The sequence below is a fragment of the Lentzea chajnantorensis genome, assembly GCF_054300775.1.
Genome location: NZ_JBSDZT010000002.1, coordinates 6,097,310 through 6,122,199 on the forward strand (window position 1 = coordinate 6,097,310; position 24,890 = coordinate 6,122,199).

A 24,890-nucleotide genomic window follows, 5' to 3' on the forward strand; every position below is an offset into this window, starting at 1 on the left:
CTTTGCCGCACCACACGGACGTCGTCGTCATCGGCGGCGGACTCGGCGGAGTCGCCGCGGCGCTCGCACTGCTGCGCGCCGGCCGCCGGGTCGTGCTCACCGAGGAGTTCGACTGGCTCGGCGGGCAGCTCACCAGCCAGGCCGTGCCGCCGGACGAGCACAGCTGGGTCGAACGCTTCGGCGTCACGGCTTCGTACCGCGCCCTGCGCGAGGGCATCCGCGACCACTACCGCCGCAACTACCCGCTGACCCCGCGGGCACGGGCGTGGCGCGAGCTCAACCCCGGCGCGGGCAACGTCAGCCGGTTGTGCCACGAGCCGCGCGTCGCCGTGGCGGTGATCGACGAGATGCTCGCGCCCTACCGCGGCAGCGGCCGGCTCACGGTCCTGCAGCCGGCGCGGCCGGTCAGCGCCCGCACCGACGGCGACCGGGTCGTGTCCGTCACCGTGGAGCACCACGGCAGCGAGGTCGAGCTGTCCGCGCCGTACATCCTCGACGCCACCGAGACCGGCGAGCTGCTCCCGTTGACCGGCACCGAGTACGTGACCGGGTTCGAGTCCACACTGGACACCGGTGAGCCGAGCGCACCGGAGGTGGCGCAGCCGGCGAACATGCAGGCGATGTCGGTGTGCTTCGCGATCGACCACGTCGACGGCGACCACACGATCGACAAGCCCGCGCGCTACGACTTCTGGCGCGAGTACCAGCCGGACTACTGGGGCGACCGGATGCTGTCGTTCCGCTCCCCCGACCCGCGCACGCTCACCACCGCCGAGCGCACGTTCACGCCGAACCCGGACGACGACCCGCTGTCCGTGCTGTCGGACCAGCGGCTCAGCGCGGGCGACAGCAACCTGTGGACGTTCCGCCGGATCGCCGCGCGGCGCAACTTCGTCGAGGGCGCCTACGACAGCGACATCTGCCTGGTGAACTGGCCGATGATCGACTACTTCGAGTCGCCGGTGATCGACGTGCCGGACGCCGACCACCACATCGCGGCGGCACGGGAGCTGTCCAGGTCCGTCCTCTACTGGCTGCAGACCGAGGCACCGCGCCCGGACGGCGGCACCGGCTTCCCCGGCCTGCGGCTGCGCGGTGACGTCACCGGCGGCGGCGCCGACGGCCTCGCCCAGGCGCCCTACATCCGCGAGTCGCGCCGGATCAGGGCCGAGTACACGATCGTCGAGCAGGACCTGTCGCTGGCCGTGCGCGGCGACAAGGGCGCGGTCCAGCACCACGACGCCGTCGGGGTCGGCATGTACCGCATCGACCTGCACCCCTCGACCGGTGGCGACAACTACCTCGACGTCGCGAGCTGCCCGTTCGAGATCCCGCTCGGCGCGCTCATCCCGCAGCGGGTGGAGAACCTCCTGCCCGCGGGCAAGAACATCGGCACCACCCACATCACCAACGGTTCCCACCGGCTGCACCCGGTCGAGTGGAACGTCGGCGAGGTCGCGGGCGCGCTCGCGGACTTCTGCCTCGCGCACAACACCACCCCCCGTGCCGTGCGCAACACCCCCGGCCTGCTCGCGGACTTCCAGCACCGGCTGGACCGCGACGGCGTCGAGCTCCGCTGGCCGGACGTGTCCGGTTACTAGTCCAGGGAGACAACGATGTCCCGACTGCTCGCCCTCATCTGCACCGCACTGCTCGCCCTCACCGCCTGCGGCGGCTCCTCGGCCCAGTCCGGTCCGAAGACGCTGCGCATGACCGTGTGGACCGCCAACGAGGCACATCTCAAGCTGCTCACCGAGATCGCCACCGAGTACAAGGCCGCGCACCCGGACGTCACCGAGATCAAGTTCGACTCGGTGCCGGCCGACGGCTACACCACCACGCTCACCACCCAGATCGCCGGCGGCAACGCACCGGACCTGGCCTGGCTGCTGGAGGAGTCCGCGCCGGACTTCGTCTCCTCCGGCGCGCTCGCCCCGATCCGCGGCAAGGTGGAGAAGGCCGACGAGCTGGTGCCGTCCGCGACCAAGCTGTGGGAGAAGGACGGCGAGCTGTACGCCTACCCGTTCTCCACCTCGCCGTTCGGCCTGTTCGTCAACACCGACCTGGTGAAGGAGCTGCCCACGACCTGGGAGCAGGCCGTGGCGGCGTCGGCGGGCAAGAACCTCGTGCTGCCGGACTTCAAGTACCAGAACTGGGCAGTGCTGTCGACCATCTGGCGCGGCTGGGGCGCCAACGCCTGGAGCGAGGACGGCAAGAGCTGCGGGTTCGCCGGCCAGGAGATGAAGGATGCCATGGCGTTCGTGCACAAGGCGATCTTCACGGACAAGGCGATCCCCGGACCGGGCACGACCGTCGACTTCTTCGCGGGCAACGCGGCGATGGCCGTCAGCCAGATCTCGCGCGCCGGTGCGTTGAAGGACGCCAAGTTCGGCTGGACGCTGCTGCCGCTGCCCCAGGGCCCGAAGGGCGACTACGCGGTGATCGGCCAGGCCGGCGTCGGCGTGCTGAAGCGCTCGAAGAACGCCGACGCCGCCGCGGACTTCCTCGGGTTCCTCACCAACCCCACCAACTCCGCGAAGCTCGCCCAGTTCTTCCCGCCGGCCAGGCAGTCGCTGCTCAACGCCGACACGCTGGCCAAGTCCAACCCGCTGCTCAAGCCCGAACAGCTGCAGTCGGTCGTCATCGACGGCATCAACAAGGGTGTCGTCAAGCCCAGCCACCAGGGCCAGGAGGAGCTGAACCAGACGATCCGGGCGGCGCTCGACCCGCTGTGGAAGCCCGACGCGAACGTCGGCCAGGTGCTCGACGGGGTGTGCGCGAAGATCAAGCCGCTGCTGGAGCGCCCGTGACGTTCTGGACCTACCGCAGGCGCGACAACCTGGTCGGCTACCTGTTCGTCGCGCCCGCACTCCTCGGCAGCATCGCGTTCGTGCTGGTCCCGCTGGCCCTGGTCGGCTGGTACAGCCTGAACGAGTGGAACGTGCTCGGCGGCACCTTCGAGTTCATCGGCGCGGAGAACTACGAACGCCTCCTCGCCGACGAGAAGCTGCGCGACTCGCTGGTGGCCACGGCGTGGTTCGCCGGCGGGCTGGTGGTGCTGAACCTGTCGCTCGCGCTGCTGCTCGCGGTGCTGCTGAACCAGAAGCTGCGCGGCACCACGTTGTTCCGCACGCTGTTCTTCTCACCGGTGCTGGTGTCGCTGGTGGCGTGGACGCTGGTGTGGCAGCTGATGCTGCAACCGGAGGGCAGCGTGAACGGTCTGCTCGGGTTCTTCGGGGTGGACGGGCCGAACTGGCTGCGCGGCGAGTCCACGGCGATGGTGTCGGTCATCGTCGTGCAGGTCGTCAAGAACGTCGGCCTGAACATGGTGCTGTTCCTGGCGGCGCTGCAAGGTGTCCCGGCGCCGCTGTACGAGGCCGCGAAGCTCGACGGCGCCGGGGCGTGGACGCGGTTCCTGCGGATCACGATCCCGTTGATCAGCCCGACCATCCTGCTCACCTCGATCATCACGATCGTCGGCTCGTTGCAGGTGTTCGCGCAGATCGCCGTGCTCACCCAGGGCGGGCCCGGCACCTCGACCACCGTGCTGATCTACTACCTGTACCAGCAGGCGTTCCAGTTCCACCACTTCGGCTACGGCGCGACGATCTCGGTGCTGCTGTTCGCCATCGTCGCCGCGCTGACGCTGGTGCAGTGGCGGATGCGCCGGAAGTGGGTGCTCCATGAGTCGTAAGGTCTGGCTGTACGGGTTGCTGTGCCTGCTGTGCGTGCCGTTCGTGTTCCCGACGTGGTGGATGGTCACCTCGTCGATGAAGCCGATCGGCGAGATCTTCTCCGTGTCGCTGCTGCCGTCCGACTGGACGTTCTCGACGTACTCGCAGGTCTTCGAGCTGCAACCGTTCGGGCAGCAGTACTGGAACAGCCTCTACATCGCGGTGGTCGTCACGATCGGCACGATGGTGGTGGCGGCGATGGCCGGGTACGCGTTCGCCCGCATCCGCTTCCCCGGCCAGAACGCGCTGTTCGTGGTGGTGCTCGTCGGCCTGCTCATCCCGAGCGAGGTCACCATCGTGCCGCTGTTCCAGCTCTTCCAGCAGCTCGGCCTCACCAACACGCACTGGCCGCTGATCATCGTGCCGATCTTCGGGGCGCCGTGCGTGCTGGCGATCTTCATCATGCGCCAGTTCTTCATCGCCCTGCCCGCCGAGCTGGAGGAGGCCGCCCGCATGGACGGCCTGGGCAGGGCCGGCATCTTCTACCGGGTCGCGCTGCCGCTGTCGCGGCCGGCGCTGGGCGCGGTCGCGATCTTCACGTTCCTGCACTCGTGGAACCTCTACCTGGAACCGATCGTGTACCTGTCCACACCGGACATGTTCACGCTGCCGCAGGCGCTGACCCAGTTCGTCGACATCTACGGCGGTCCGATGTGGAACGTGCAGCTGGCCGCCGCGACGATGACCGCCGTGCCGATCCTCATCGTGTTCGTGCTGGCACAACGGCAGTTCATCGAGGGCCTCGCGCACACGGGCGTGAAGGGGTGATCGACCGGGAGATCGCGGCCGCCGCCGACCTGTCCCGGCCGCCGCTGACGCCCGGCGGCATCCCGGAGCGGCGCCGCACCGGCCGGGTGGTGACCGACGCGGAGCTCACGCGGGGCGGTGCGGTGACGTTCTCGGAGGAGGACGCGGACGGGGTGCCCGTGCTCGTGCTGCGGCCCACCGGCGGTGACGGGCCGCCCGTGCTGCACCTGCACGGCGGCGGGATGGTCGCGGGCACCCGCCGCTCCGACCTGCACGTGCTGGCCGAGTGGGTGGAGGAGCTGGGCGTCACGCTGGTCTCCCCCGAGTACCGGCTGGCGCCCGAGCACCCGCACCCGGCACCCGTGCGGGACTGCTATCGGGCGCTGACCTGGATGGACCGGGCGGGTTTCGCCCCACCGGTGGTCGCGGGAACGTCGGCGGGCGGTGGTCTCGCGGCGGCGGTGACGCTCATGGCCCGCGACCGCGGCGGCCCGGCCGTCCGCGGTCAGCTGCTGATGTGCCCGATGCTCGACGACCGGTGCGAGACCCCGTCCAGCCACCAGTTCCTCTCCGGGACGACGTGGGTCCGTGAGTCGAACCTGACCGGCTGGACGGCGTTGCTCGGCGCGGCCCGCGGCGGCCCGGACGTGTCGCCGTACGCCGCACCGGCCCGCGCCACCGACCTCTCCCGCCTGCCGCCGACGTACGTGGACGTCGGCTCGGTGGACGTCTTCCGCGACGAGGCGGTCGACTACGCGGCCCGGATCTGGCGCGCGGGCGGTGACGCCGAGCTGCACGTGTGGCCCGGCGGCTGCCACGGCTTCGACCAGCTGGTGCCGGACGCCGTGCTGTCCCGCAGGGCCCGCGCGGCCAGGATCGAGTGGCTGCGCCGCGTGCTGTAACCGCGGCTTCGGGCAGCGGGGCCCGGCCGGTGCCGGCCAGACGCGTGCCGCGGCGGTGCCGTTCCCGAAGACCGCTGACTAGTGGGCGGATTCTCAGCGGAGAGCATCAATAATCCGCCCGTTGCGGGTACCCCGAGCCCATGACTGCCACCACCCGCACGATGCAAGCCGACGCAGACATCGTGTTCAACACCGCGTCGGACGACACCCGCGCCCTGGCCTGGCTGCCGCCGTCGCTGCGCACCTGCGAGACCGTCGTGCACACGGAGGAACGAGCCCTGGAATGGCGGCGCGACGACGTGCAGCAGGCCTACCTGCGCGTGGCGCCCGGCGGCGCGGGCACGAGCGAGGTCGAGCTGCGGATTCCGGACGACACCGACGGCGACGGCGCGTTGCGCGCGCTGGAGGCCGAGGTGGCGGACAACTTCACGGCGGGCTGAGGGTGCGACCGTCCGCGGGCCAGCCTCGCGGCGGTGTGAACTTCCCCGCGGGCGGCATAGCGCCCGGCCCGCGGGGTAACCGCGCGGCATGACCGATCCCGTGAACCCGGAGGCCCCGCACTCGCCGGGCACCCCCGACCTGGACGACCTCGACACGCCGGAACCCGATGTCACCAGGGGTGGCGCCGACACCGAGCCCGAGGTCCCGCAGGAGAACCCCGACGCCCCCGAACCCCCGGACTGACCGCCGGGACCCGTTCAGACCCGGACCTCCCGGTCCGACCTCGGCCACACGTACGGCAGGTCGTCCGGGACGTCCGGGAAGAACCGCCGGTAGAACTGCGGGTCCTTGCGCACCAGGGCGGACCGGTGGCTGCGGTGCAGTCCCTCGTCACCCAGCCACCACGGCAGGTCACCGGACGCCGCCAGCTGCTCCTGGGTGCGCACGACCGTGATCTCCTTGGCCCGCGCCAGGTCCGCGCGCATGGTGGTCTCGCACGTGTCGCGGTAGCCGCCCGCGCGCCACTGCGCACAGATCTCGATGCCGTACCGCACGAGTGCTTCCTCGTAGCCCGCCCACATTCGCACGGCCGGGTGGTTCCGCCAGCCGTGACCCGGCACGACCAACGCGCGCTGCACCTGCAGGGTCTCGACGCGTTGTTTGCCGAGCCTGCGCTGGTCCAGCACGCGGGCCGTGAAGGTGAAGTCCTCGTAGGGCAAGAAGGTCTGCACGACAAAGGCGTACCCGCACAGCCCCGTCGCAATCCCCGCACAGGTTTTCGGGGTCACCGCACGGGTAGCCGAGCGACATGAGCACGGATGTTCGAGTCATGCCGATGGCCGCCCACGAGTACGCCGCCGAGGTGCGCGAGGGCACCGAGACGACCCGGCACCACGTGGTGCTGTCCGAGGGGTTCTTCGACGACCTCGCACTGGTCGAGCCCGACGAGCCCGTCCTCGTCAGCGAGATCATCCACTACCTGCTCGACCGCGAGCCGAACACGTCGGTCCCGCACGAGCTGGACGCCGCCCGCCTGGTGGCCGAGGACCCGGAGTTCCTCCCGGAGCTGCGCCGCCGCCTCACCTGACCAGCCGAGTGGGGCACCCGGGCTGCTCGTGCCGCACGAGGGCACGAGCAGCCCGTCCACGTCACGCCACCGCGGTCCCCTCCAGCTCCACCACCAGCCCCGGCACCGCCAGCCGCGACACGCCGAGCATCGTCGTCGCCGGCGCCACGCCCGCGGCGCCCAACCGGCCGGCCAGCACGCCGTAGTGCGCGAACAGCGCGTCCACGTCGGTCGTGTACACGGTCAGGCGAACCAGGTTCGCGAGCGCCATCCCCGCGGCGGCCAGCACCGCCTCCAGGTTGTCCAGGCTCAACGCCAGCTGCGCGCCCACGTCACCGGCGTGCTCGGGCTCACCGGAGGCGTTCATCGCGGCCTGCCCGGAGCAGTACAGCGTCCGGGTCTGCCCCGACACGACCTCGCCCTGGTTGTACCCCAGCTCCACCGACCACTCCCACGGGTTGACGGCGGTCCTTTCCACTGCCACTTCCAGCTCCATTCGTCGAATCCGAAAAGGAGCTTCGCAGGCAATACACGACACCCTGTGTCATGTATTGCCGTACGGTTCGGGCATGCGCGCCGATCGCCTGGTGAAGCTGGTACTGCTGCTGCGCCAACGCGGACAGCTCTCCGCCACCACGATCGCCCGCGAGCTCGAGGTCTCCACGCGCACGGTTCTGCGTGACGTCGAGGCGCTGTCGACCGCGGGCGTCCCCGTTTACGCCGAACGCGGGCGCAACGGCGGGTTCGCGTTGCTGCCCGGCTTCCGCACCGAGCTCACCGGGCTCGGCCACGACGAGGCGCTCGCCCTGCTGATCGCGGGCTCACGGCGGGGCGCGCAGGTGTTCGGGCTCGGCTCGGCGCTCGCCTCGGCCGTGCTGAAGGTGGCCGACGCGTTGCCGGCGGGTCACCGCGACCTCGCGGCCGGTGCCGCCCGGCGGCTGCTCGTCGACCCCGACACGGACCTGCTGGAACGCCGCACCGCGACCGAGGAGCTGTCCGACGCGCTCGTGACCGAGGTCCGGCGCGCGGTGGTCGCCGGGCACAAGCTCAAGATCCACTACGCCGCCCGTGACCAGCAGCCGCGGTGGCGGACGGTCGACCCGATCGGGTTGGTCACCGTGCGGGGCCAGGGCTACCTGCTGGCCACGGCGGACGGTGCCGACCGCACCTACCGGCTGGCGCGCATCAGGGCGGCGGAGGAACTCGACGACCCGGCCGACCGCCCGGACCACGTCGACCTCGGCAAGACCTGGCAGGAGCGCGGCACCCGGTTCCGCACCGGCGGCGAGCAGACCACGGTCCTGCTCCTGCTCGACCCGGCGCGGCGGCAGCAGCTCGCCGACACCGCGCTGACCGTCCACTCCGAACACACCGAGGCCGACGGCCGGCTGCGCGTGGAAGCCTCGTTCCAGGACGCCTGGCACGCCGAATGGGCGCTGTGGCAGCTCGCCACGGGCGCGGAGGCCCTGTCACCGCCGTGGCTGCGCACCGCGCTGCACGACCGGGCCGTCGCGATTGCCGGTCGCTACCGGTAGCGCGGGTGCGTGGTGTGCCACTCGAACCCGCCACCCATCCAGGCCTTCACGCCCCTGAGGAACCGGTGCAGCTCCACCGACGGCACCGCCAGCAGCGCCCGGTGCCCGGCCTCGAAACGGCTCGTCGACACCGGTCGCGACGTTCGACTGCGCCCGCAGCTCCCGGTACGGGATGGTGTCGGGCATCAGGGCAGCCTGTTCTCCCACGGCGACGCGGGTGCTCCTGTTCGTTGGAACGCTCACTGCCGAACAGCGACTGACCCTTGCACCTTTCGCAGCAGTCGGCGATACACCGTTCAGGGTTGTTTCGGCCGCGAACGTGTCGGTCGGCTGACCGCGCGGGTAGGTGCCTTAACGCACACTTCAGGTACGGAAGCCCCGCTTCTGATGGTTTGCTGCACCCGTTCGCATGACAACGCTCCGCGTTATTCCACGCGACCTGACAGCACCAAACGGGGGAAACAACGGCAAAGCACCACACGGCGCCCGGTCGGCGCACCAGGCTGTGAGCGGATGACTCTAGGAGAACCGATGGCGGACGCGGTCGCCGTGCACAACCAGGGCGGTGCGCTGATCGAGCAGTACCAACGCACGGGCGACCACCGCCTGCTCGACGAGGGCGTGTCGGTGCTGCGCGACGCGTTGCGGCTGGGCGGTCTCACCGAGACGATCAGCACCCTCGCGTCGTCGTTGCTGCACCGCTACGAGACCGCGCACGACCCGGCCGACCTCGACGAGGCGATGGACCTGCTGACCCGCCTGGTCGACGGGCCGGGCGTGAACCTCACCCAGGCCACCGAGATCGTCCGCATCCAGCGCCACCGCTACGAGCGCGACGGCGACCTGAGCAGCCTGAACGAGGCGATCGCGCTCGCGCAGGGCGTGGTCGGCCAGACCGGTCCCGGCCAGCGCGACTACGACCTGATGCAGCACCTGCTCGGGCTGGCGCTGGCCGAGCGCTACGACCGCACCCGCCACCTCACCGACCTCGAAGGCGCGATCGCCGCGCACCGCATCGCCGCCGACAACGCCCGTGACGAGCTCCGGCCGGGCATGCTGCTGAACCTCGCGGCCACGTTGCGCGCCCGGATCGCGGCGACCGGCGACCTGTCGATGCTGGAGGAGGCGGAGGCGATGGTCGGCGGTGCGCTCGCCGCCCTGCCCAAGACGGACCCCGAACGCGGCAACGCCGAGTGGCTGATCGGCGCGCTGGCGCAGTTCCGCGCCCAGCTCAACCGCGACACCGACGTGCTGACCGACGGCATCGGGGCGTTGCGCAGGTCCGTGGAGTCCGCGCGCGACCCGGAGTCGCTCGGCACCCGGCTCGACAGCCTCGCCGGTGCGCTGCTGCAGCGGTTCGAGCAGGCCGGTGAGCCGGGGGCGCTGGACGAGGCGATCGAGGTGCTGCGCCGCACGCCGCCGACCGCCGAGCACCTGACGAGCCTGGGCAACGCGCTGCGGCTGCGCTACCGGCACCTCGGTGACGTGGACTCGTTGCGCGAGGCGGTGCGGGTCCTGCGCGACGCGGTGGCGGCGGCCGTCGACCCGCACGCGCACACCGCGGCCGCGACCAGCCTGACGCGCGCGTCGACCGAGATGGCCGAGCGGTTCCCCGAACTGGTCACCGACGCCGTCAACGCCGCACGGGCCCTGGTGGCCGCGACGCCCAGCGCCGACGCGAACGAGATGCTCGCCGTCGCGCTGCGGATGCGGTTCGACGTGACCGACGCCCGCGAGGCGCTGATCGAGGCGGGTGAACTGTTCGAGCAGGTGCTGCGGCAGCGCCCGGCCAAGGACCCGCTGCACCCGCGGGCGCTCGCGAACCTCGGCGGGTTCTGGCAGCAGATCTACGAGCTCACCGGCACGCCGGAGACGTTGAACGAGGCGGTCATCTACTACGGCAGAGCCGCGCGCGCCGACCCGCAGCAGGCCTCCTACCAGCACTGCTTCGCCCGGTTGCTGCTGCGCCAGGCCGAGCAGGCCGGTGACTCCGGCCGGCTGCGCGCGGCGGCGCGGGCGCTGGCGGAGGCGGCGGCGAGCGAGGCGCTCGACCCGGTGACGCGGGTGCTGGCCGCGCACACGGCGTCGGTGACGTCGGCGGGGATCAACGACTGGGAACAGGCGCTGCGCGGTGCCGAGCGGGCGATGGCGTTGCTGCTGCGGCTCCGGCGGGCCGACGTCGAGAACGGGCTGGCCGAGCTGACCGGGCTGGTGGCTGACGCGGCGGCGTGCGCGGTGCAGGCGGGACAGCTGGCGCTGGCGGCGCAGTGGCTGGAGTACGGCAGGGACCTGTTGCTGGCGCGGGTGTTCGAGGACGACCGGCAGGTGGCGTTCCCGTCCGTCGGCGACCTGCAGCAGTCCGCAGTGGACGGTCCGGTGGTGCTGGTCAACGTGAGCCGGCTGCGCTGCGACGCGCTCACGCTGTGGCCGGGCCGGGTGGAGCTGCTGCCGTTGCCGCGGCTGCGCTACGACGACGCGGTCGCGCACGCCGAGCACTTCGGCAGCGACGACCGGGCGTTCGCCGAGACGCTGGAGTGGTTGTGGGACACCGTGACCGAGCCGGTGCTCGAAGGCGTGCCCGAGCACACGCACGTCTGGTGGTCGCCGACAGGCCCGCTCGCCGGGCTGCCGCTGCACGCGGCCGGGCGGGACGGGCGGACCGTGCTGGACCGCGTGGTGTCCTCCTACACGCCGACGGTGCGCGCGCTCACCTGGGCCCGTGCCCGCGCCGCCGCACCCGTGGGCGCGCCGAGCATGGTCGTGGTCGCGCCTGCCGACGCGCCGTACGAGGTCGCGGTGCTGGCCGAGCTGTGGGAGGCCGCCGCGCTGGAGGGCCCGCTCGCAACGCGGGAGAACGTGCTGGCGGCGCTGGAGCACCACCCGTACGTCCACTTCGCCTGCTCCGGCTCCCCCGACGACAACCCGGCGCGCAGCGGGCTGCGGTTGCACGACGGGCCGTTGACCGCGCTCGACGTCGCCCGGCTGGGACTGCCGGCCGCCCGGCTCGCGGTGCTGTCGTGCGGGCACCTCGCCGGTGCGTTCCTGCTCGCCGGCTACCCGAGCGTCGTCGACACCCTGTGGGAGGTCGGCGAGCAAGCGGCGGCGGACGTGAGCGTCGCGTTCCACTCGGCCCTGCTCGACCACGGCCTGAGCCTGCCCGCGAGGGCGCTGCACGCCGTCGTTTGCGAGCTGCGCGACCGGTATCCGGCGCGGATCTGGGCGGCGTTCACCCACACCGGAGCCTGAGCCCGGCCGACCGCTCGCTCGATTCAGCAGCGTGAGCTGGCGGTGCCCGCGGGCGGTTTCGGAATTCAGTAATTGAAACCCTTTGCAGGAAGACAATTTCAGTCACGTGAATGTTTGACACATTCCGCGGCTGTCGGCTACAAAGATTTTGCCCCGCCCTGCCGAAGGGTTCCCGCAAAGATGCGAACTCCGATAGCTCTGCTGTCCGCGGTTGTGATAGCCGGTCTCGCCCTACCCGTGACCGCGACGGCCACACCTGCGGTGACCGGCCTGGACGTCTCGTCCGGCAACCGGCGGGCCGCCATTCCCGGCCTCTACGACTGGTCGAAAGCCGGTTATCGCGGCACCGGCGTGCTGCCCGGCGACAATGACGTGAACCCGAGCGCGAGCTGCCGGATCACGTCTGCGGAACTGGCTTCCCGGTTCGGCGTCCGGCCCGATGACGCGGCCGACGACACCGCCGGGCTGCAGGCCGCGATCGACTTCGTCCGCACGTCGTGCTCACCGGGCGCGAGCTACTCCAGGCTGAGCCTGATCACCCTGCCCACCGGGGTGCTGAAGGTGTCGAAGGAGCTCCACGTCGATGCCGACCACCTGGTCATCAGGGGCGCGGGCGCGACCGCGACGAAGATCGTCTACACCCCGGACGCGACCACCCGCTACGACGCGCTGACCCCGGACGGCTCGGACTGGGACGAGGACGGGATGACGTTCGGGCAGGGGAAGGGCGGCTGGCTGTGGCCGGGCCGCGGCCTGTTCCGCGTGCAGTCGCGCGGCGTTCACCCCGGCTACGCGAGCGACCACTCCCAGGCCCCGGAGAACCGCAAGGACATCTTCGAGGGCACGGTGAACGTGCACTGGAAGGCCGGCACGAAGGTCAGCGCCGCCGCGAAGACCGGTGACCGCACGGTGAAGGTGGCGTCCACCACGAACATCACGGCCGGGTCGCTCGTCAACGTGCGCGCGGCGAACTCGGTGAAGTTCTACGAGCAGCAGAACGCCACCGGCACCCCGCACCCGTTGCTGAACATGCACATGCGGCAGCAGATCTTCACCGTCGCGTCCGTCTCGGGCACGACGGTGACGCTGGACAAGCCGCTGGAGTTCGACGTCCCGGTCAACTCCACCTCGGACGGTTCGCCCGCGATCGACGGGACGACGTACGACTCGAAGGTCTCGCCGCTGGTGGACCCGGTCCTCGGCGTCGGGTTCGAGAACTTCGGCTTCACGCAGGAGATACCTGGTCTGGACCCCGCTGCGGCCGTCCACGACTACGGCAACATGGCGCCGGCCGACGAGATGCACGGCATCGTGTTCAAGTGGGCGGCGAACTCGTGGGTGCGCGGTGTCCGCGCGGAGATGACCGGGTCGCACCCGATCGTCACCGAGGAGGCCAAGAACCTGCAGATCGTCGACAACGTCCTCGACGGCGCGTGGAACAAGGGCAAGGGCGGCAACGGCTACTTCCGCGGCTCGCGGGTGTGGGACTCGCTCTACGCCGGCAACACCTCCCGCAACCTGCGCCACTTCACCTTCCAGTGGTCGGCCTCGGGCAACGTCGTGATCGGCAACGACTTCGACTCCGACCTGAACCTGCACGGCGGCTGGGAGCGCAACAACCTGTTCGAGAACAACACGGTCCGCGTCCCCCACGCCCACCGCTCCGGCAACTGCCGCGCGAACTGCGGTGAGGAGGGCGGCGGCGGTCCCGACGACTCGAACTGGTTCCCGATCTGGTGGGGCGCGGGTCAGAAGGCCGTGAAGTGGTCGGGCGCCTCCGGTCCGCGCAACGTCTTCTTCAACAACGCCATGACCAAGCAGCTGTCCGCCGGCGGTGGCTACGAGCCGTTCTACGCCGACCGCCGGCGCGTCTACCAGTTCGGCTGGAACGGCAGCGGGTACCGGCACCTCGACGTGAACGGCACGCCGATCACCGACTGGGCGAAGAACGAGCAGCGCGACTACACCGGCGGCCACGGCGTGGACGCGACCAGGACCGACGCGGCGAAGTCGTTGTTCCTCAAGAACGTCCCCGACTCGACCACACCCGTCGAGGAACCGGCGGGCACGGTCCCGGTGTCGACCGCCGGCCAGCTCCAGGCCGCACTGGCGAACGCCCGGCCCGGTGACGTCATCAGCCTGGCGCCCGGCACCTACCGGGGTTCGTTCGTCGCGCAGAAGGCCGGTACCGCGAGCAACCCGATCACGCTCACCGGCCCGTCCTCCGCGGTGCTGGTCAACGACGGCCCGTCCGGCACGGCACCGACCCCCTGCCCGGTGCCGGCAGCGGGCTGGGACTCCGGTTACGGCCTGTGGTTGTTCGACGCGCCGCACTGGACCATCAGGGGCATCACCGTCGCGGAGTCCAAGAAGGGCATCGTCCTCGACAACTCCCACCACGTGACGATCGACGGCGTCACCGTGCGGAGGACCGACGAGGAGGGCGTGCACTTCCGCCGTTCCTCCGCGGACGGCGTGCTCAAGGGCTCGACGATCACCGACGCCGGTGTCGTGACGAAGGACTACGGCGAGGGCGTGTACATCGGCTCCGCGAACTCGAACTGGAAGTGCCACGGCAACTCCGGCGGCGTCGACCGCTCCGACCGCGTGCAGGTGCTGGACAACCGGATCGGCCCGAACGTCTCCGCCGAGCACGTCGACGTCAAGGAGGGCACGCAGGGCGGCCTGATCGCCAGCAACACCTTCGACGGCACCGGCATCAGCGGCGTGAACTCCGCGGACTCGTGGGTCGACGTGAAGGGCTCCGGCTACCGGATCGAGAACAACACCGGCACGTTCACCGCACCCGGCACGTTCAAGAACGGCTACGAGACGCACAACCCGAGCACCACGCCGTCGTTCGGCAACGGCTGCGGCAACGTGTGGCGCGGCAACCGTTCCGACCTCGGCGGCGTCGGTGAGTACGGCGTCCACGTCAGCTCGACGTCGAAGTGCAAGGACAACCCGAACGTCGTGCACGCCTCGAACACGGTCTCCCGCGCGACGAAGGGCCTCACGAACATCCCGGTCACCCCGTGACCCGGGGTTGAGGTGGTCCGGCCGGTGCACGGCGGCGTCACCGGCCGGACCACGTCGCGGCTCTCAGGCGGGGGTCACACGTTCGCCTTCAACGCTCGCACCTCGTCGCGCAGCGCGCGCACCTCCTGCAACAGCAGGTCGTCGTGTGCGCCGGAACGGGGTGCGGGCAGCGTGACCTCCTCCTGCATCGCGCTGCACACCACCGCGATGAACAGGTTGAGCATCGTGAACGTGCCGACCAGCAGGTAGACCAGGAAGAAGATCCACGCGTACGGCTTCTGCTCCATCAGGTCGCGCATCACGTCGGACCACCCGTCACCGGTGGTGATCTGGAACAGCGTCAGCAACGTCGATCCGAGCCCGGAGAATCGCGGGTCACCGGTGTCGCCGAACAGGTTGCTCGCGATCACGCCGCCCACGTAGACGAGCAGCACCAGCAGACCCGACAGCGACACCAGGCCCGGGATCGACCGCACCAGCGCCGTGACGACGCGGCGCATGCTCGGCACCATCGCGACGAGGCGCAACGCGCGCAAGATCCGCAACGCGCGCAAGACCGACAACGGGCCCGCGGACGGGATCAGCGCGATGGCCACGATCACGAAGTCGAACACGTTCCACGGGTCGCGGAAGAACCTCCAGCCGAACGCGTACAGCCGCGCGCCGAGCTCCAGGGTGAAGATCATCAGCGCCAGGCGGTCGACGAACGTCAGCACGGGACCCAGCTCCGCGTGCAGCACCGTCGTCGTCTCCGCGCCCAGCGCCAGCGCGTTGACGACGATCACCGCGACGATGAACGCCTGGAACCGGTTGCTCTCCACTGCCGACGCGACACGGGCGCGCACCATCTTCACTTGCTCGCTCCTAGCACAGGGGTTTTGGGTGCTATCGGCGGTGGAGGCGCTCCACTGTTCACCCGATGGAGTTGATCAGCTCCAGCCGGCTGGCGGTGCGGGCGAGGTCGAGGGCCCGGCCGCCGACGATCTCGGCCAGCGGGTGGTCGCTCACCAGGGTCAGCCGGGCGTCGCGGTCGACGAGGACGTCCACGACGTTCGCGAACCGCTGCTGCGCCTCCCGGTCGCACGTCTCCAGCCGCGGCACGCCCACGACCACCCAGTCGTCGTGGTGGTCGGCGAGCGCCAGGTAGTCCGCTGTGGACGTCGGCTTCTCGCACAGGTCGCCGAAGTCGAACCAGATCCGCCGCCCGTCGACACCGAGCGCGGTGATCGCCCGGCCGCCCACGTCGAGCACCACCGGGACGGCCGGCAGCTCCACCGCACGCACGACCGCCCCGGTCTCGAACCGCGAGCGGGCCCGTCCGCGCAGGTGCCGGTAGTCGGTCGGGCCGTCGAGCTCGACGGTGTCCATCAGCTCCTCCACGAGCGCGATGCCCGGCAGGAAGTGGTCGTGGTAGAGCGGGTTGGGCAGCAGGCCGTCCGGCGGGTAGTTCGAGGTGGCGATGATCATCACCCGGCGTGCCCGCAGCTCCTCCAGCAGCCGCGTCATCAGCATCGCATCGCCGACGTCGTGCAGGTGGAACTCGTCAAACGCGAGCACGTCACACCGGCCGATGAGCTCCTTCAGCGCGTGGGCCACCGCACCGCGTTCGTGCAGCCGTGACGAGATCCGGGCGTGCAACTCGTGGAAGAACGCGTGGAAGTGCACGCGCCGTTTGTGCCGCACGGGCAGCACGTCGAAGAACGCGTCGGCGAGGAAGCTCTTGCCCCGCCCGACCGGCCCGTGCAGGTAGACGCCCCGGCGCCGCTCCCCCAGCCCTGCGAGCCGCTCGACCGCCCGCACCTGCGCCTCGTCCAGCTCGTACCCGCTGCTCGCCACGCGCGCGAACAACCCGTCCCGAAGATCCACCACCGCTGCCCCCAGCTCTCACCTGCGTGGCCCCATGCTGCCCCCACCGGCCGGACGCCGAGCCCGCCGGGGGTGCTCGGCTCGGGAGCCACGTGCGCGCCGAACCACGCCTACGATCACCGGCGTGAGCAACGTCGAGGTCGAGCCCGCCGAAGTCACCTGCACGCCCACGCCGGGCGGGGTCGAGGTCCTCCAGCCGCGCGACGTGCCGTTGGGTGGCCCGCGGGCGATGTCAGTGCGCCGGACGCTGCCGCAGAAGCAGCGGTCGTTCATCGGCGCGTGGTGCTTCTGCGACCACTACGGGCCCGACAACCACAAGATGGACGTGGCGCCGCACCCACACACTGGGCTGCAAACGGTCAGCTGGTTGTTCACGGGCGAGATCGAGCACCGCGACAGCCACGGCGTGCATGCCTACGTGCGGCCCGGTGAGCTCAACCTGATGACCGGCGGCCGGGGCATCTGCCATTCCGAGGTGTCCACGGCGGCGTCGACGGTGTTGCACGGTGTCCAGCTGTGGCTCGCACTACCCGATTCCAACCGAGATGCGGCACGTGATTTCCAACACTACGTGCCACCCGCCGTTCAGCTGAACAACGCCACCGTCAAGGTGTTCCTCGGTGAGTTGGCGGGTTCGAAATCTCCCGTTCACACGTTCACCCCGCTGCTGGGCGCGGAGATCGTTCTCGCACCGAACAGCAAGATCACTCTTGGTACCAAGACCGACTTCGAGCACGGCGTGCTGCTCGACACCGGCGACGTGAAGATCGACGAGACCGCTCTCACGCCGGGGCAGCTCGGGTACGTCGGCACTGGTCGGAGCACCCTCACCCTCACGACGGAGGCCGGTGCGAGGGTAGTTCTGCTGGGTGGCACGCCATTCGGGGAAGAGATCGTCATGTGGTGGAACTTCGTCGGCCGCACCCACGACGAGATCGCCGCCTATCGCGAGGAATGGCAGGCGGAGACGGACCGGTTCGGCCGCGTCGAGGGCTATGCCGGAAGCCGCCTGCCTGCGCCTCCGCTGCCCGGTGGCCGTCTGCGCCCGCGCGGCAACCCGTCGTGACCAATGTCAAAAGTCATATTCGGACCGCTTGAAAGTCGCGTTGTCATCGATTTTCCTGATGGAGGCATCCAGGGAGGATGTCGCACGTCTTAGGAGGCATGACGAACGTGACACGAGTGGGCGCCGAGTCGGTCTTCGCCTTCATCGCACCGTCCGGGCGCCCCATGCCCGTCGAGGTCGAGCTGGGCTACCGCGCCGACGACCCGCACGCCGTGACGATGACGTTCCGCATGGGACGCCAGGAGACGGTCTGGCTCGTCAGCCGCGACCTGCTCGCCGACGGCCTCATCACCTCGGCCGGCGCCGGTGACGTGCGGCTGCGCCCGCACAACTCCACGACCGCCGTGCTCGAACTGCAGTCCGACGTCTCGCACGCGGTCTTCCACGTGCGCTCGACAGAGCTGCAGGAGTTCCTGAACTCCACCTACGACGTCGTCGCCCCCGGTCGCGAGACCGACCACTTCGACTTCGACGCCGAGCTTCCGCAAGCTGCTCGACTAGAACTGGGTTGGAACTGTGGCGTGACCCTCGACCTCGCCGCGCTCTACCGCGACCTGCACCGGCACCCCGAGCTGTCGTTGCAGGAGTTCCGCACCGCCGGAGTCCTCGCCGACGCACTGCGCCCCCTGGGCTACGCCGTCACGACCGGGGTCGGTGGCACCGGTGTGGTCGGCGTGCTGCGCAACGGTGACGGGCCCACCGTCCTGCTGAGGGCCGACATGGACGCCCTGCCGGTGCGCGAGGAGACCGGGCTGCCCTACGCCAGCACAGCGCGCGCGGTGGACGCCAACGGCGACGAACAGCCTGTGGCGCACGCGTGCGGCCATGACATGCACGTCACCTGTCTGGTCGGCGCGGCCGAAGCGCTCGCGAACACCCGTGACGAGTGGTCCGGCACGCTGCTCGTGGTCGGTCAGCCCGCCGAGGAGCTCGGCCGGGGCGCCCGGGACATGGTCGAGGACGGGCTGTTCGACCGGTTCGGCACGCCGGACGTCGTGCTCGCCCAGCACGTCGCTCCCCTGCCCGCCGGGATGCTCGCCCACGGCAGCGGCCCGTTGATGGCGGCCAGCGACACCGTGAACGTCACCCTCTTCGGCCGCGGCGGTCACGGTTCGTCGCCGGAGACCGCTGTCGACCCCGTGCTGATGGCCGCGCACGTCGTCGTGCGGCTGCAAGGGATCGTCGCGCGCGAGATCTCCCCCAGCGAACGTGCGGTGGTCACGGTCGGCCAGATCCACGCCGGGACCAAGGAGAACATCATCCCGGACACCGCCGAGCTGGGCATCAACATCCGGACGTTCAACGACCACACGAGCGGCATCATCCGCGACGCCGTCGAACGGATCGTGCGCGCCGAGGCCGCGGCCTCCGGTGCGCCGCGGGAGCCCGAGTTCGAGTGGCGGGACGCCATGCCGCCGCTCGTGTCGGACCCGGACGCCACCGCACGGACCGTGGCCGCGTTCACCGAGCACTTCGGCACCGAGCGCCTGATCCCCGGCGCGGTCGTCAGCGCCAGCGAGGACGTCGGCGTGTTCGGCACGGCCGCCGGCGCACCGACGGTCTTCTGGTTCCTCGGTGGAATCGACTTCAACGCGCGCACGCCCGACCCCGTGCCGATGAACCACTCCCCCGCCTTCGCACCCGATATCGAACCAACGGTGAAAACCGGCGTTGAAGCACTAGTGGTCGCCGCGAAAGCATGGCTTGATCACTAGCCCGCTGTTTTCACCCGAATGTGGCTATTACTTGTTCCAAAAACAAGCCATAGCGTATTTGGCATGACCGCGATGACCTCTACGGCCTACAGCCGAGACCTCGGCGACGAACTGCGCCGACTCCGGGAAAAGTACACGACGATGACGGGCCGCGCGCTCGCGACCCAGCTGGGGTGGGACCCGAGCAAGGTCTCCAACGTCGAGAACGGCAAGGCGCGGGCGAGCGAGATCGACCTCGTCCAGTTCCTCACGGCCTGTGGCCAGAGCCTGGACTTCATCGAGACCTTCCGCCGCCGCTACACCAACGCCTTCAACACCTACTACGCGCAGATTCCTGACAACCTGCGCACGCTGGCCATGACGGAGTCCATGGCCACGAAGATCACGAGCTTCGAGGTCCTGAAGGCGCCCGGCCTGCTCCAGACGCGGGAGTACGCGCGCCAGCTCCTCCTCGACACCGCATACCACGAACCGGCGGAAGTCGAGAAATTCGTCGACCTCCGCATCGAACGGCAGACGATCCTCCGACGCCCCTTCCGCCCGGAATGCTTGTTCTACGTCCACGAGCTTGCACTGCAACTAATCCTGGGCGACGCGAAGCTCATGGAGGACCAGTACCTGCGTCTGCTGTTCAACACCCACATCATGCGAATCGTGCCCGACCGCTATCGGGCCGTCGCACTACAGGGAAAGACCACGTTGTACGAGTTCGACAAGGCCGACCCGATCACCTACAGCGAGTCGGACCTGGTGCAGGTGTTCGCGCAAGACCGTGCGGCCGTCGCGCGCACACGGCAGCTGTTCGACCATCTGGATGCTATCGCCTTGGACGAGGAACAATCGAAGAGCATGCTGACGGAGTACATCAGCGCTCTTCGAAAGGACTCCGATGACCCAGGACCGGACGTGGCGTAAGAGCACCTACAGCGGCGGCAACGGCTCGACTGACTGCGTGGAGGTCGCGCTGACCCAGGACGCGCTCGTGCGGGACTCGAAGAACACCGGTGCCGAACTGACGTTCTCCGGTCCCGCCTGGCGCGCCCTGGTCGGCTGGGTCGCCGAGTAGTCCGCTCAGCGGGCCGTGAGACCTGGCTGCAGCGGCAGCAGCGGTGCGACGACCCGCGCGAACGGCCCGCTCTGGGCCGTCGCGCCGGTCGGCACCGCGAACGGTGCGGCGGCGTCGAGCACGTCGGGCAGCCGGGCGTAGACCGCCCAGTGCTCGTCCCACGCCTGGATCACGTCGAGGTGGCCGCCGGGCAGGAACCGGGTCAGGTGCACCCCTGCGACCTGACCGGTGTTCCCGAGCAGTGGCAACAGCCGGAAGCCACCCTCCCGGCGCAACCTCTCGATCAGCTCCGTGCTCTGCATCGCACCGTCACATCTCCTACGCCTAGTGGGCGGCCAACTCTGCACTCTCCCGATAAGCGCGCACGGCGTCATCACGTTCGGCCGTGGTCCACCCGAGCGGACCAGCGACCAGATCGGCCACCCGGTCGACGACCGAGGCGCCGCCGTCGAGGTGTTCCACCGCGATTCGCGTCCGCCTGGCAAGGACGTCGTCGAGCGAGAGCGCTCCCTCGTGCGTCACGGCGTAGACGACCTCGGCGGCGAGGTGGCCGGCCACGTCCTCGGTGAGCACCGGGTCCCGGGAGACCAGCGCGAGCACGTCGGAGATCGCCGAACCGTAGCGGCGCAGCAGTCGCTCCACAGTGGATGCGGACAGGCCGGACTCGGCGGCGACACGGGTCCGGTCTGCCCACAGCTCTTGGAAGCCAACGGCTCCGCACAGCGGCAGGCGCGCGGTCAGCGACGGCGCGACGGCCTTGCCGAGACCCGCGACGGCGGCGTTGACGACGTCGGCGGCCATCACGCGGTAGGTCGTGTACTTGCCGCCCGCGATCACGAAGAAGCCCGGTTCCGGCTGGGCCACGGCGTGTTCGCGCGACAGCTTCGCGGTGTCGCCGGACGCGCCGTCGAGCAGCGGGCGCAAACCCGCGTACATGCCGACGACGTCGTCGGCTGACACGCTGTCGCGCAGCACGGCGTTGACGTGGTCGAGGATGTACGACACGTCCTCGGGGGACGCCGACACCGCGGCCGGGTCGCCGTCGTAGGGCGTGTCCGTGGTGCCGATGATCCAGTACGCGCCCCACGGGATCACGAACAGCACGCTCTTCTCGGTGCGCGTGATCAGGCCGCCGTCGAGCTGGATCCGGTCGCGCGGGACGAGGACGTGGACGCCCTTCGACATCCGCACGTGGAACGGCGGGGTGCCGGGGCTCATCGAGTTCAGCGAGTCGGTCCACACGCCGGTCGCACTGATCACGCGCCGCGCGCGCACCACGTGCGTCACACCGGTCAGCTCGTCGCGCACGGACGCGCCGGCAACACGGCCGCCGTTGCGCAGCAAGGAGGTGACCTTGGCGCGGGACAGCACGGTGGCGCCGTGCTGCGCCGCCGTGCGCACCAGCGTGGTGACGAGGCGAGCGTCGTCCACCTGCGCGTCGTAGTAGCGGATGGCGCCGGCGAACGCCGAGGTGTCGAGCGAGGGCGCGACCTCGGCCATCCGCCTGCGGGACAGGTGCCGGTGCATCGGGACCGCACCGGCACCGCCGATCGAGTCGTACAGCAGCACGCCCGCGCCGACGTAGGCGCGTTCCCACTGCTTCTCCAGCGGGAAGAGGAACGGCACCGGCCGCACCAGGTGCGGTGCGAGCCGGCGCAGCAGCAACCCGCGTTCCTTCAGCGCTTCGCGGACCAGCTTGAACTCCAGCTGCTCCAGGTAGCGCAGCCCGCCGTGGACGAGCTTGCTGGACCGGCTCGACGTCCCCGCCGCCCAGTCGTGGGCCTCGACCAGTGCGACCGAGAGACCTCTCGACGCCGCGTCCAACGCGGCACCCGCACCGACGACACCTCCACCGACGACGAGCACGTCGAACTCGGTGCCGTCCAGGGCAGCCAGCGAGTCGGCACGTCGAGCCGGATCCAGCCTTGCGAACACCTTCAACTCCCTCAGCAGAAAATCAGCGGACGTCGGCGTCGACCCAGTCGAACGACTTGGTCACGGCCTTCTTCCAGTTGCGGTACTGGCGCTCGCGCTCGTCGGCGTCCATCTCGGGCGCCCAGCGCTTGTCCTCGGACCAGTTGGCGCGCAGCTCGTCGAGCGAGGACCAGTAGCCCACCGCGAGACCGGCGGCGTAGGCGGCGCCCAGCGCGGTGGTCTCGGCGACGACCGGCCGGATCACCGGCACGTCCAGCACGTCGGCCTGGAACTGCATCAGCAGCTCGTTGGCCACCATGCCGCCGTCGACCTTCAGCTCGGTCAGCGGCACGCCGGAGTCGGCGTTCATGGCGTCGAGGACCTCGCGCGTCTGGAAGGCGGTGGCCTCCAGGACGGCGCGGGCGATGTGGCCCTTGTTGACGAACCGGGTGAGGCCGACGACCGCACCGCGGGCGTCGGAGCGCCAGTACGGCGCGAACAGGCCGGAGAACGCGGGCACGAAGTACGCGCCACCGTTGTCCTCGACCGACTTCGCGAGCGTCTCGATCTCCGGCGCCGAGCCGATGATGCCGAGGTTGTCGCGCAGCCACTGCACCAGCGAACCGGTGACCGCGATCGAGCCCTCCAGGGCGTAGACCGGGGCCTCGTCGCCGATCTTGTAGCAGACCGTGGTGAGCAGGCCGTTCTTCGACGCGACCTTCTCCGTGCCCGTGTTGAGGAGCATGAAGTTGCCGGTGCCGTAGGTGTTCTTCGCGGTGCCCGGCTCGTAGCAGGCCTGGCCGAACGTGGCGGCCTGCTGGTCGCCCAGGATGCCGGCGATCGGCACGCCCTTGAGGATGCCGCCGGGGCCGCCGTGGCCGTAGACCTCCGAAGAGGACTTGATCTCCGGGAGCATGGACAGCGGGATGCCCATCTCCTCGGCGATCGTGGCGTCCCACTGCAGCGTGTCGAGGTCCATGAGCATGGTCCGCGACGCGTTGGTGACGTCGGTGGCGTGCACACCGCCGTTGGGGCCGCCGGTGAGGTTCCACAGCGTCCACGTGTCGGTGTTGCCGAACAGCAGGTCGCCGGCCTCGGCGCGCTCGCGGGCACCCTCGACGTTGTCGAGGATCCAGCGGATCTTCGGGCCGGAGAAGTAGGTGGCGAGCGGCAGGCCGACCTTGGCCTTGTAGCGGTCACCACCGCCGCCGAGCCGGCCGAGCTCGTCCACGATGGCCTGGGTGCGGGTGTCCTGCCAGACGATCGCGTTGTAGACCGGCTGCCCGGTGTTCTTGTCCCACACGACGGCGGTCTCGCGCTGGTTGGTGATGCCGACCGCGGCGATGTCGCTCGTGTTGAGGTCGGCCGTGGCGAGCGCCTGGCCGATCACGAACCGGGTGTTCTCGGAGATCTCCACCGGGTTGTGCTCGACCCAGCCGGCCCGCGGGAAGATCTGCTCGTGCTCCTTCTGGCCCACGGAGACGATGGAACCGCTGTGGTCGAAGATGATCGCCCTGGTGCTGGTCGTGCCCTGGTCGACGGCGAGGACGTACTGCGTCATCGAAACTGTCCTTTCGGGATGGTCAGAACACGGTCAGAACGCGAGAGCTGCGACGACACCGGCGAGCGCGCCGCCGAGGAGCGGGCCGACGACCGGCACCCAGGCGTACGCCCAGTCGGAGTCCTTCTTGCCGACGGCCTCACCGTCGGTGCCCTTGTAGGACAGCGGCAGGATGGCGTGCGCGATGCGCGGGCCGAGGTCACGGGCCGGGTTGATGGCGTAACCGGTGGGGCCGCCGAGGGAGGCACCGATGCCGACGACCAGCATCGCGACGGCCAGCGGGCCGAGCTGGGTCGGGGTCTTGCCCAGTGCGAGGATCACGAAGACCAGGACGAACGTGCCGATGATCTCGCACACCAGGTTCCAGGCGTAGCTGCGGATCGCCGGGCCCGTGGAGAAGACGGCGAGCTTGAGGCCCTCGTCGGGCGTCTCGTCGAAGTGCGGCTTGTAGGCCAGCCACGCGAGGACAGCACCGAGGAACGCGCCGAGCATCTCGCCGGCGAAGTAGACGAGCGTCGAGCCGACGCCGACCGGCACACCGGGTGCGAACTCGGCCGCACCGCTGGTGAGGATGCCGACCGTCACGGCGGGGTTGAGGTGTGCCCCCGACTTGTACGCGATGTACACACCGGCGAAGACCGCGAGACCCCACCCGAAGTTGATCAACAGCCAGCCGCCGTCGAACCCCTTCGACTTGGCGAGCAGCACGTTGGCCACCACGCCCGCACCCAGCAACAGCAGGATGCCCGTACCGAGCACCTCGCTGAGGAACACTGTCCCGAGACCCACGCTGGCCTCCCATTCGTCCTTGAACGGCTGATCACCCCGTGGTGACTGCCGCGGAACGTAATGACCCGCGTCACGCCTGCTCAACGGGTGCTGTTCGACAATGTCGACACCGACCGGGTGCACTGCTGTGACCGACCGGTCACGCTGCGCTCAGACAAGGTGTTTCAGGCGCGTGTCCAGCGGTGACGCGGGTCGTAGCCGTT

Annotated in this window: 23 protein-coding genes and 1 pseudogene; 15 read left to right on the forward strand and 9 right to left on the reverse strand. The window is 70.1% G+C overall.

The annotated features are described in order from the left end of the window. The first annotated feature begins 2 nt into the window (after positions 1 to 2). The 7 genes from ACVDFE_RS29785 (at position 3) to ACVDFE_RS29815 (ending at position 6,067) form a co-directional block, all read left to right on the forward strand. Positions 3 to 1,601 (forward strand): FAD-dependent oxidoreductase, encoded by a 1,599-nt coding sequence (locus tag ACVDFE_RS29785; protein WP_360384709.1) that lies wholly within the window; start codon positions 3 to 5, stop codon positions 1,599 to 1,601. Between the two features lie 15 nt (positions 1,602 to 1,616). After that, positions 1,617 to 2,810 carry an ABC transporter substrate-binding protein gene (locus ACVDFE_RS29790; RefSeq protein ID WP_360384711.1) on the forward strand — a complete coding sequence of 398 codons (1,194 nt, stop codon included), beginning with the start codon at positions 1,617 to 1,619 and terminating at the stop codon, positions 2,808 to 2,810. Next, positions 2,807 to 3,694 carry a carbohydrate ABC transporter permease gene (locus ACVDFE_RS29795; RefSeq protein WP_458432762.1) on the forward strand — a complete coding sequence of 296 codons (888 nt, stop codon included), beginning with the start codon at positions 2,807 to 2,809 and terminating at the stop codon, positions 3,692 to 3,694. Before ACVDFE_RS29790 ends, ACVDFE_RS29795 begins: the two co-directional genes overlap by 4 nt. Then, complete coding sequence (locus ACVDFE_RS29800; protein ID WP_360384715.1) at positions 3,684 to 4,502, forward strand: carbohydrate ABC transporter permease; 819 nt, start codon at positions 3,684 to 3,686, stop codon at positions 4,500 to 4,502. Before ACVDFE_RS29795 ends, ACVDFE_RS29800 begins: the two co-directional genes overlap by 11 nt. Further along, a complete protein-coding gene (locus tag ACVDFE_RS29805; RefSeq protein WP_458432764.1) occupies positions 4,499 to 5,383 on the forward strand; it encodes an alpha/beta hydrolase in 885 nt (294 codons plus the stop codon). The genes ACVDFE_RS29800 and ACVDFE_RS29805 overlap by 4 nt, the downstream gene beginning before the upstream one ends. 161 nt (positions 5,384 to 5,544) lie before the next feature. Next, positions 5,545 to 5,823: a hypothetical protein gene (locus ACVDFE_RS29810; protein WP_458432766.1), complete on the forward strand. Its 279-nt coding sequence runs from the start codon at positions 5,545 to 5,547 to the stop codon at positions 5,821 to 5,823. A gap of 88 nt (positions 5,824 to 5,911) precedes the next feature. Continuing rightward, a complete protein-coding gene (locus ACVDFE_RS29815) occupies positions 5,912 to 6,067 on the forward strand; it encodes a hypothetical protein (protein WP_458432767.1) in 156 nt (51 codons plus the stop codon). 14 nt (positions 6,068 to 6,081) lie between these two features. Here ACVDFE_RS29815 and ACVDFE_RS29820 read toward each other — a convergent pair whose 3' ends face one another. Further along, entirely contained in the window at positions 6,082 to 6,555 is a 474-nt protein-coding gene (locus tag ACVDFE_RS29820; RefSeq protein WP_458432768.1) for an MSMEG_6728 family protein, read from the reverse strand. 77 nt (positions 6,556 to 6,632) lie between these two features. On the opposite strand from ACVDFE_RS29820, the gene ACVDFE_RS29825 reads away from it, so the two are divergent. Beyond that, positions 6,633 to 6,911 carry a hypothetical protein gene (locus tag ACVDFE_RS29825; RefSeq protein WP_360384725.1) on the forward strand — a complete coding sequence of 93 codons (279 nt, stop codon included), beginning with the start codon at positions 6,633 to 6,635 and terminating at the stop codon, positions 6,909 to 6,911. 61 nt (positions 6,912 to 6,972) lie between these two features. On the opposite strand, the gene ACVDFE_RS29830 is transcribed toward ACVDFE_RS29825, so the two are convergent. Next, a complete protein-coding gene (locus tag ACVDFE_RS29830) occupies positions 6,973 to 7,368 on the reverse strand; it encodes a RidA family protein (protein ID WP_360384992.1) in 396 nt (131 codons plus the stop codon). Between the two features lie 91 nt (positions 7,369 to 7,459). On the opposite strand from ACVDFE_RS29830, the gene ACVDFE_RS29835 reads away from it, so the two are divergent. Next, positions 7,460 to 8,425, forward strand: coding sequence for a helix-turn-helix transcriptional regulator (locus ACVDFE_RS29835; protein ID WP_458432769.1), 966 nt, complete (start codon positions 7,460 to 7,462; stop codon positions 8,423 to 8,425). On the opposite strand, the pseudogene ACVDFE_RS29840 reads toward ACVDFE_RS29835, so the two are convergent. Beyond that, positions 8,416 to 8,541: pseudogene (locus ACVDFE_RS29840) on the reverse strand (family 2 encapsulin nanocompartment cargo protein terpene cyclase); the annotation flags it as partial. The gene ACVDFE_RS29835 and the pseudogene ACVDFE_RS29840 sit on opposite strands and share 10 nt — an antisense overlap. A 415-nt stretch (positions 8,542 to 8,956) precedes the next feature. Between ACVDFE_RS29840 and ACVDFE_RS29845 the strand changes: the two are divergent. Both ACVDFE_RS29845 and ACVDFE_RS29850 read left to right on the forward strand, forming a co-directional pair. Beyond that, positions 8,957 to 11,671 (forward strand): CHAT domain-containing protein, encoded by a 2,715-nt coding sequence (locus ACVDFE_RS29845; protein WP_458432770.1) that lies wholly within the window; start codon positions 8,957 to 8,959, stop codon positions 11,669 to 11,671. 237 nt (positions 11,672 to 11,908) lie between these two features. Further along, positions 11,909 to 14,710, forward strand: a complete 2,802-nt coding sequence (locus tag ACVDFE_RS29850; protein ID WP_458432771.1) for a right-handed parallel beta-helix repeat-containing protein — start codon at positions 11,909 to 11,911, stop codon at positions 14,708 to 14,710. Positions 14,711 to 14,784: 74 nt separating this feature from the next. Here ACVDFE_RS29850 and ACVDFE_RS29855 read toward each other — a convergent pair whose 3' ends face one another. After that, positions 14,785 to 15,558 (reverse strand): ion transporter, encoded by a 774-nt coding sequence (locus ACVDFE_RS29855; RefSeq protein WP_360384994.1) that lies wholly within the window; start codon positions 15,556 to 15,558, stop codon positions 14,785 to 14,787. Between the two features lie 64 nt (positions 15,559 to 15,622). Next, a complete protein-coding gene (zapE, locus tag ACVDFE_RS29860; RefSeq protein WP_458432772.1) occupies positions 15,623 to 16,576 on the reverse strand; it encodes a cell division protein ZapE in 954 nt (317 codons plus the stop codon). A 124-nt stretch (positions 16,577 to 16,700) separates the two neighbouring features. Between zapE and ACVDFE_RS29865 the strand changes: the two genes are divergently transcribed. The 4 genes from ACVDFE_RS29865 (at position 16,701) to ACVDFE_RS29880 (ending at position 20,423) form a co-directional block, all read left to right on the forward strand. Continuing rightward, positions 16,701 to 17,642 carry a pirin family protein gene (locus tag ACVDFE_RS29865; RefSeq protein ID WP_458432773.1) on the forward strand — a complete coding sequence of 314 codons (942 nt, stop codon included), beginning with the start codon at positions 16,701 to 16,703 and terminating at the stop codon, positions 17,640 to 17,642. Between the two features lie 98 nt (positions 17,643 to 17,740). Next, entirely contained in the window at positions 17,741 to 19,357 is a 1,617-nt protein-coding gene (locus tag ACVDFE_RS29870; protein ID WP_458432774.1) for an amidohydrolase, read from the forward strand. A gap of 63 nt (positions 19,358 to 19,420) precedes the next feature. Beyond that, positions 19,421 to 20,272 (forward strand): helix-turn-helix domain-containing protein, encoded by an 852-nt coding sequence (locus ACVDFE_RS29875; RefSeq protein ID WP_458432775.1) that lies wholly within the window; start codon positions 19,421 to 19,423, stop codon positions 20,270 to 20,272. Next, positions 20,247 to 20,423, forward strand: coding sequence for a DUF397 domain-containing protein (locus ACVDFE_RS29880; protein WP_458432776.1), 177 nt, complete (start codon positions 20,247 to 20,249; stop codon positions 20,421 to 20,423). Before ACVDFE_RS29875 ends, ACVDFE_RS29880 begins: the two co-directional genes overlap by 26 nt. A gap of 5 nt (positions 20,424 to 20,428) precedes the next feature. Here ACVDFE_RS29880 and ACVDFE_RS29885 read toward each other — a convergent pair whose 3' ends face one another. From ACVDFE_RS29885 to ACVDFE_RS29900, 4 genes are read right to left on the reverse strand one after another with little or no spacing between them, the layout of a single operon-like run. Then, positions 20,429 to 20,725 (reverse strand): hypothetical protein, encoded by a 297-nt coding sequence (locus ACVDFE_RS29885; protein ID WP_360384745.1) that lies wholly within the window; start codon positions 20,723 to 20,725, stop codon positions 20,429 to 20,431. A 22-nt stretch (positions 20,726 to 20,747) separates the two neighbouring features. Then, positions 20,748 to 22,358, reverse strand: coding sequence for a glycerol-3-phosphate dehydrogenase (glpD, locus tag ACVDFE_RS29890; RefSeq protein ID WP_458432777.1), 1,611 nt, complete (start codon positions 22,356 to 22,358; stop codon positions 20,748 to 20,750). A gap of 22 nt (positions 22,359 to 22,380) precedes the next feature. Then, positions 22,381 to 23,898 carry a glycerol kinase GlpK gene (gene glpK, locus ACVDFE_RS29895; protein WP_458432778.1) on the reverse strand — a complete coding sequence of 506 codons (1,518 nt, stop codon included), beginning with the start codon at positions 23,896 to 23,898 and terminating at the stop codon, positions 22,381 to 22,383. A 33-nt stretch (positions 23,899 to 23,931) separates the two neighbouring features. Further along, positions 23,932 to 24,687 carry an MIP/aquaporin family protein gene (locus ACVDFE_RS29900; RefSeq protein ID WP_360384751.1) on the reverse strand — a complete coding sequence of 252 codons (756 nt, stop codon included), beginning with the start codon at positions 24,685 to 24,687 and terminating at the stop codon, positions 23,932 to 23,934. Positions 24,688 to 24,890: the final 203 nt, after the last annotated feature.

Excerpts from the sequence above, each read along its gene's own strand:
- ACVDFE_RS29885 (WP_360384745.1), bottom strand. The coding sequence starts at position 20,725 with ATGCAGAGCACGGAGCTGATCGAGAGGTTGCGCCGGGAGGGTGGCTTC.
- glpK (WP_458432778.1), bottom strand. The coding sequence starts at position 23,898 with ATGACGCAGTACGTCCTCGCCGTCGACCAGGGCACGACCAGCACCAGG.
- ACVDFE_RS29835 (WP_458432769.1), top strand. The coding sequence starts at position 7,460 with ATGCGCGCCGATCGCCTGGTGAAGCTGGTACTGCTGCTGCGCCAACGC.
- ACVDFE_RS29845 (WP_458432770.1), top strand. The coding sequence starts at position 8,957 with ATGGCGGACGCGGTCGCCGTGCACAACCAGGGCGGTGCGCTGATCGAG.
- ACVDFE_RS29815 (WP_458432767.1), top strand. The coding sequence starts at position 5,912 with ATGACCGATCCCGTGAACCCGGAGGCCCCGCACTCGCCGGGCACCCCC.
- ACVDFE_RS29880 (WP_458432776.1), top strand. The coding sequence starts at position 20,247 with ATGACCCAGGACCGGACGTGGCGTAAGAGCACCTACAGCGGCGGCAAC.
- ACVDFE_RS29800 (WP_360384715.1), top strand. The coding sequence starts at position 3,684 with ATGAGTCGTAAGGTCTGGCTGTACGGGTTGCTGTGCCTGCTGTGCGTG.
- ACVDFE_RS29810 (WP_458432766.1), top strand. The coding sequence starts at position 5,545 with ATGCAAGCCGACGCAGACATCGTGTTCAACACCGCGTCGGACGACACC.
- ACVDFE_RS29855 (WP_360384994.1), bottom strand. The coding sequence starts at position 15,558 with ATGGTGCGCGCCCGTGTCGCGTCGGCAGTGGAGAGCAACCGGTTCCAG.
- ACVDFE_RS29825 (WP_360384725.1), top strand. The coding sequence starts at position 6,633 with ATGAGCACGGATGTTCGAGTCATGCCGATGGCCGCCCACGAGTACGCC.
- ACVDFE_RS29870 (WP_458432774.1), top strand. The coding sequence starts at position 17,741 with ATGACGAACGTGACACGAGTGGGCGCCGAGTCGGTCTTCGCCTTCATC.
- ACVDFE_RS29875 (WP_458432775.1), top strand. The coding sequence starts at position 19,421 with ATGACCGCGATGACCTCTACGGCCTACAGCCGAGACCTCGGCGACGAA.
- ACVDFE_RS29790 (WP_360384711.1), top strand. The coding sequence starts at position 1,617 with ATGTCCCGACTGCTCGCCCTCATCTGCACCGCACTGCTCGCCCTCACC.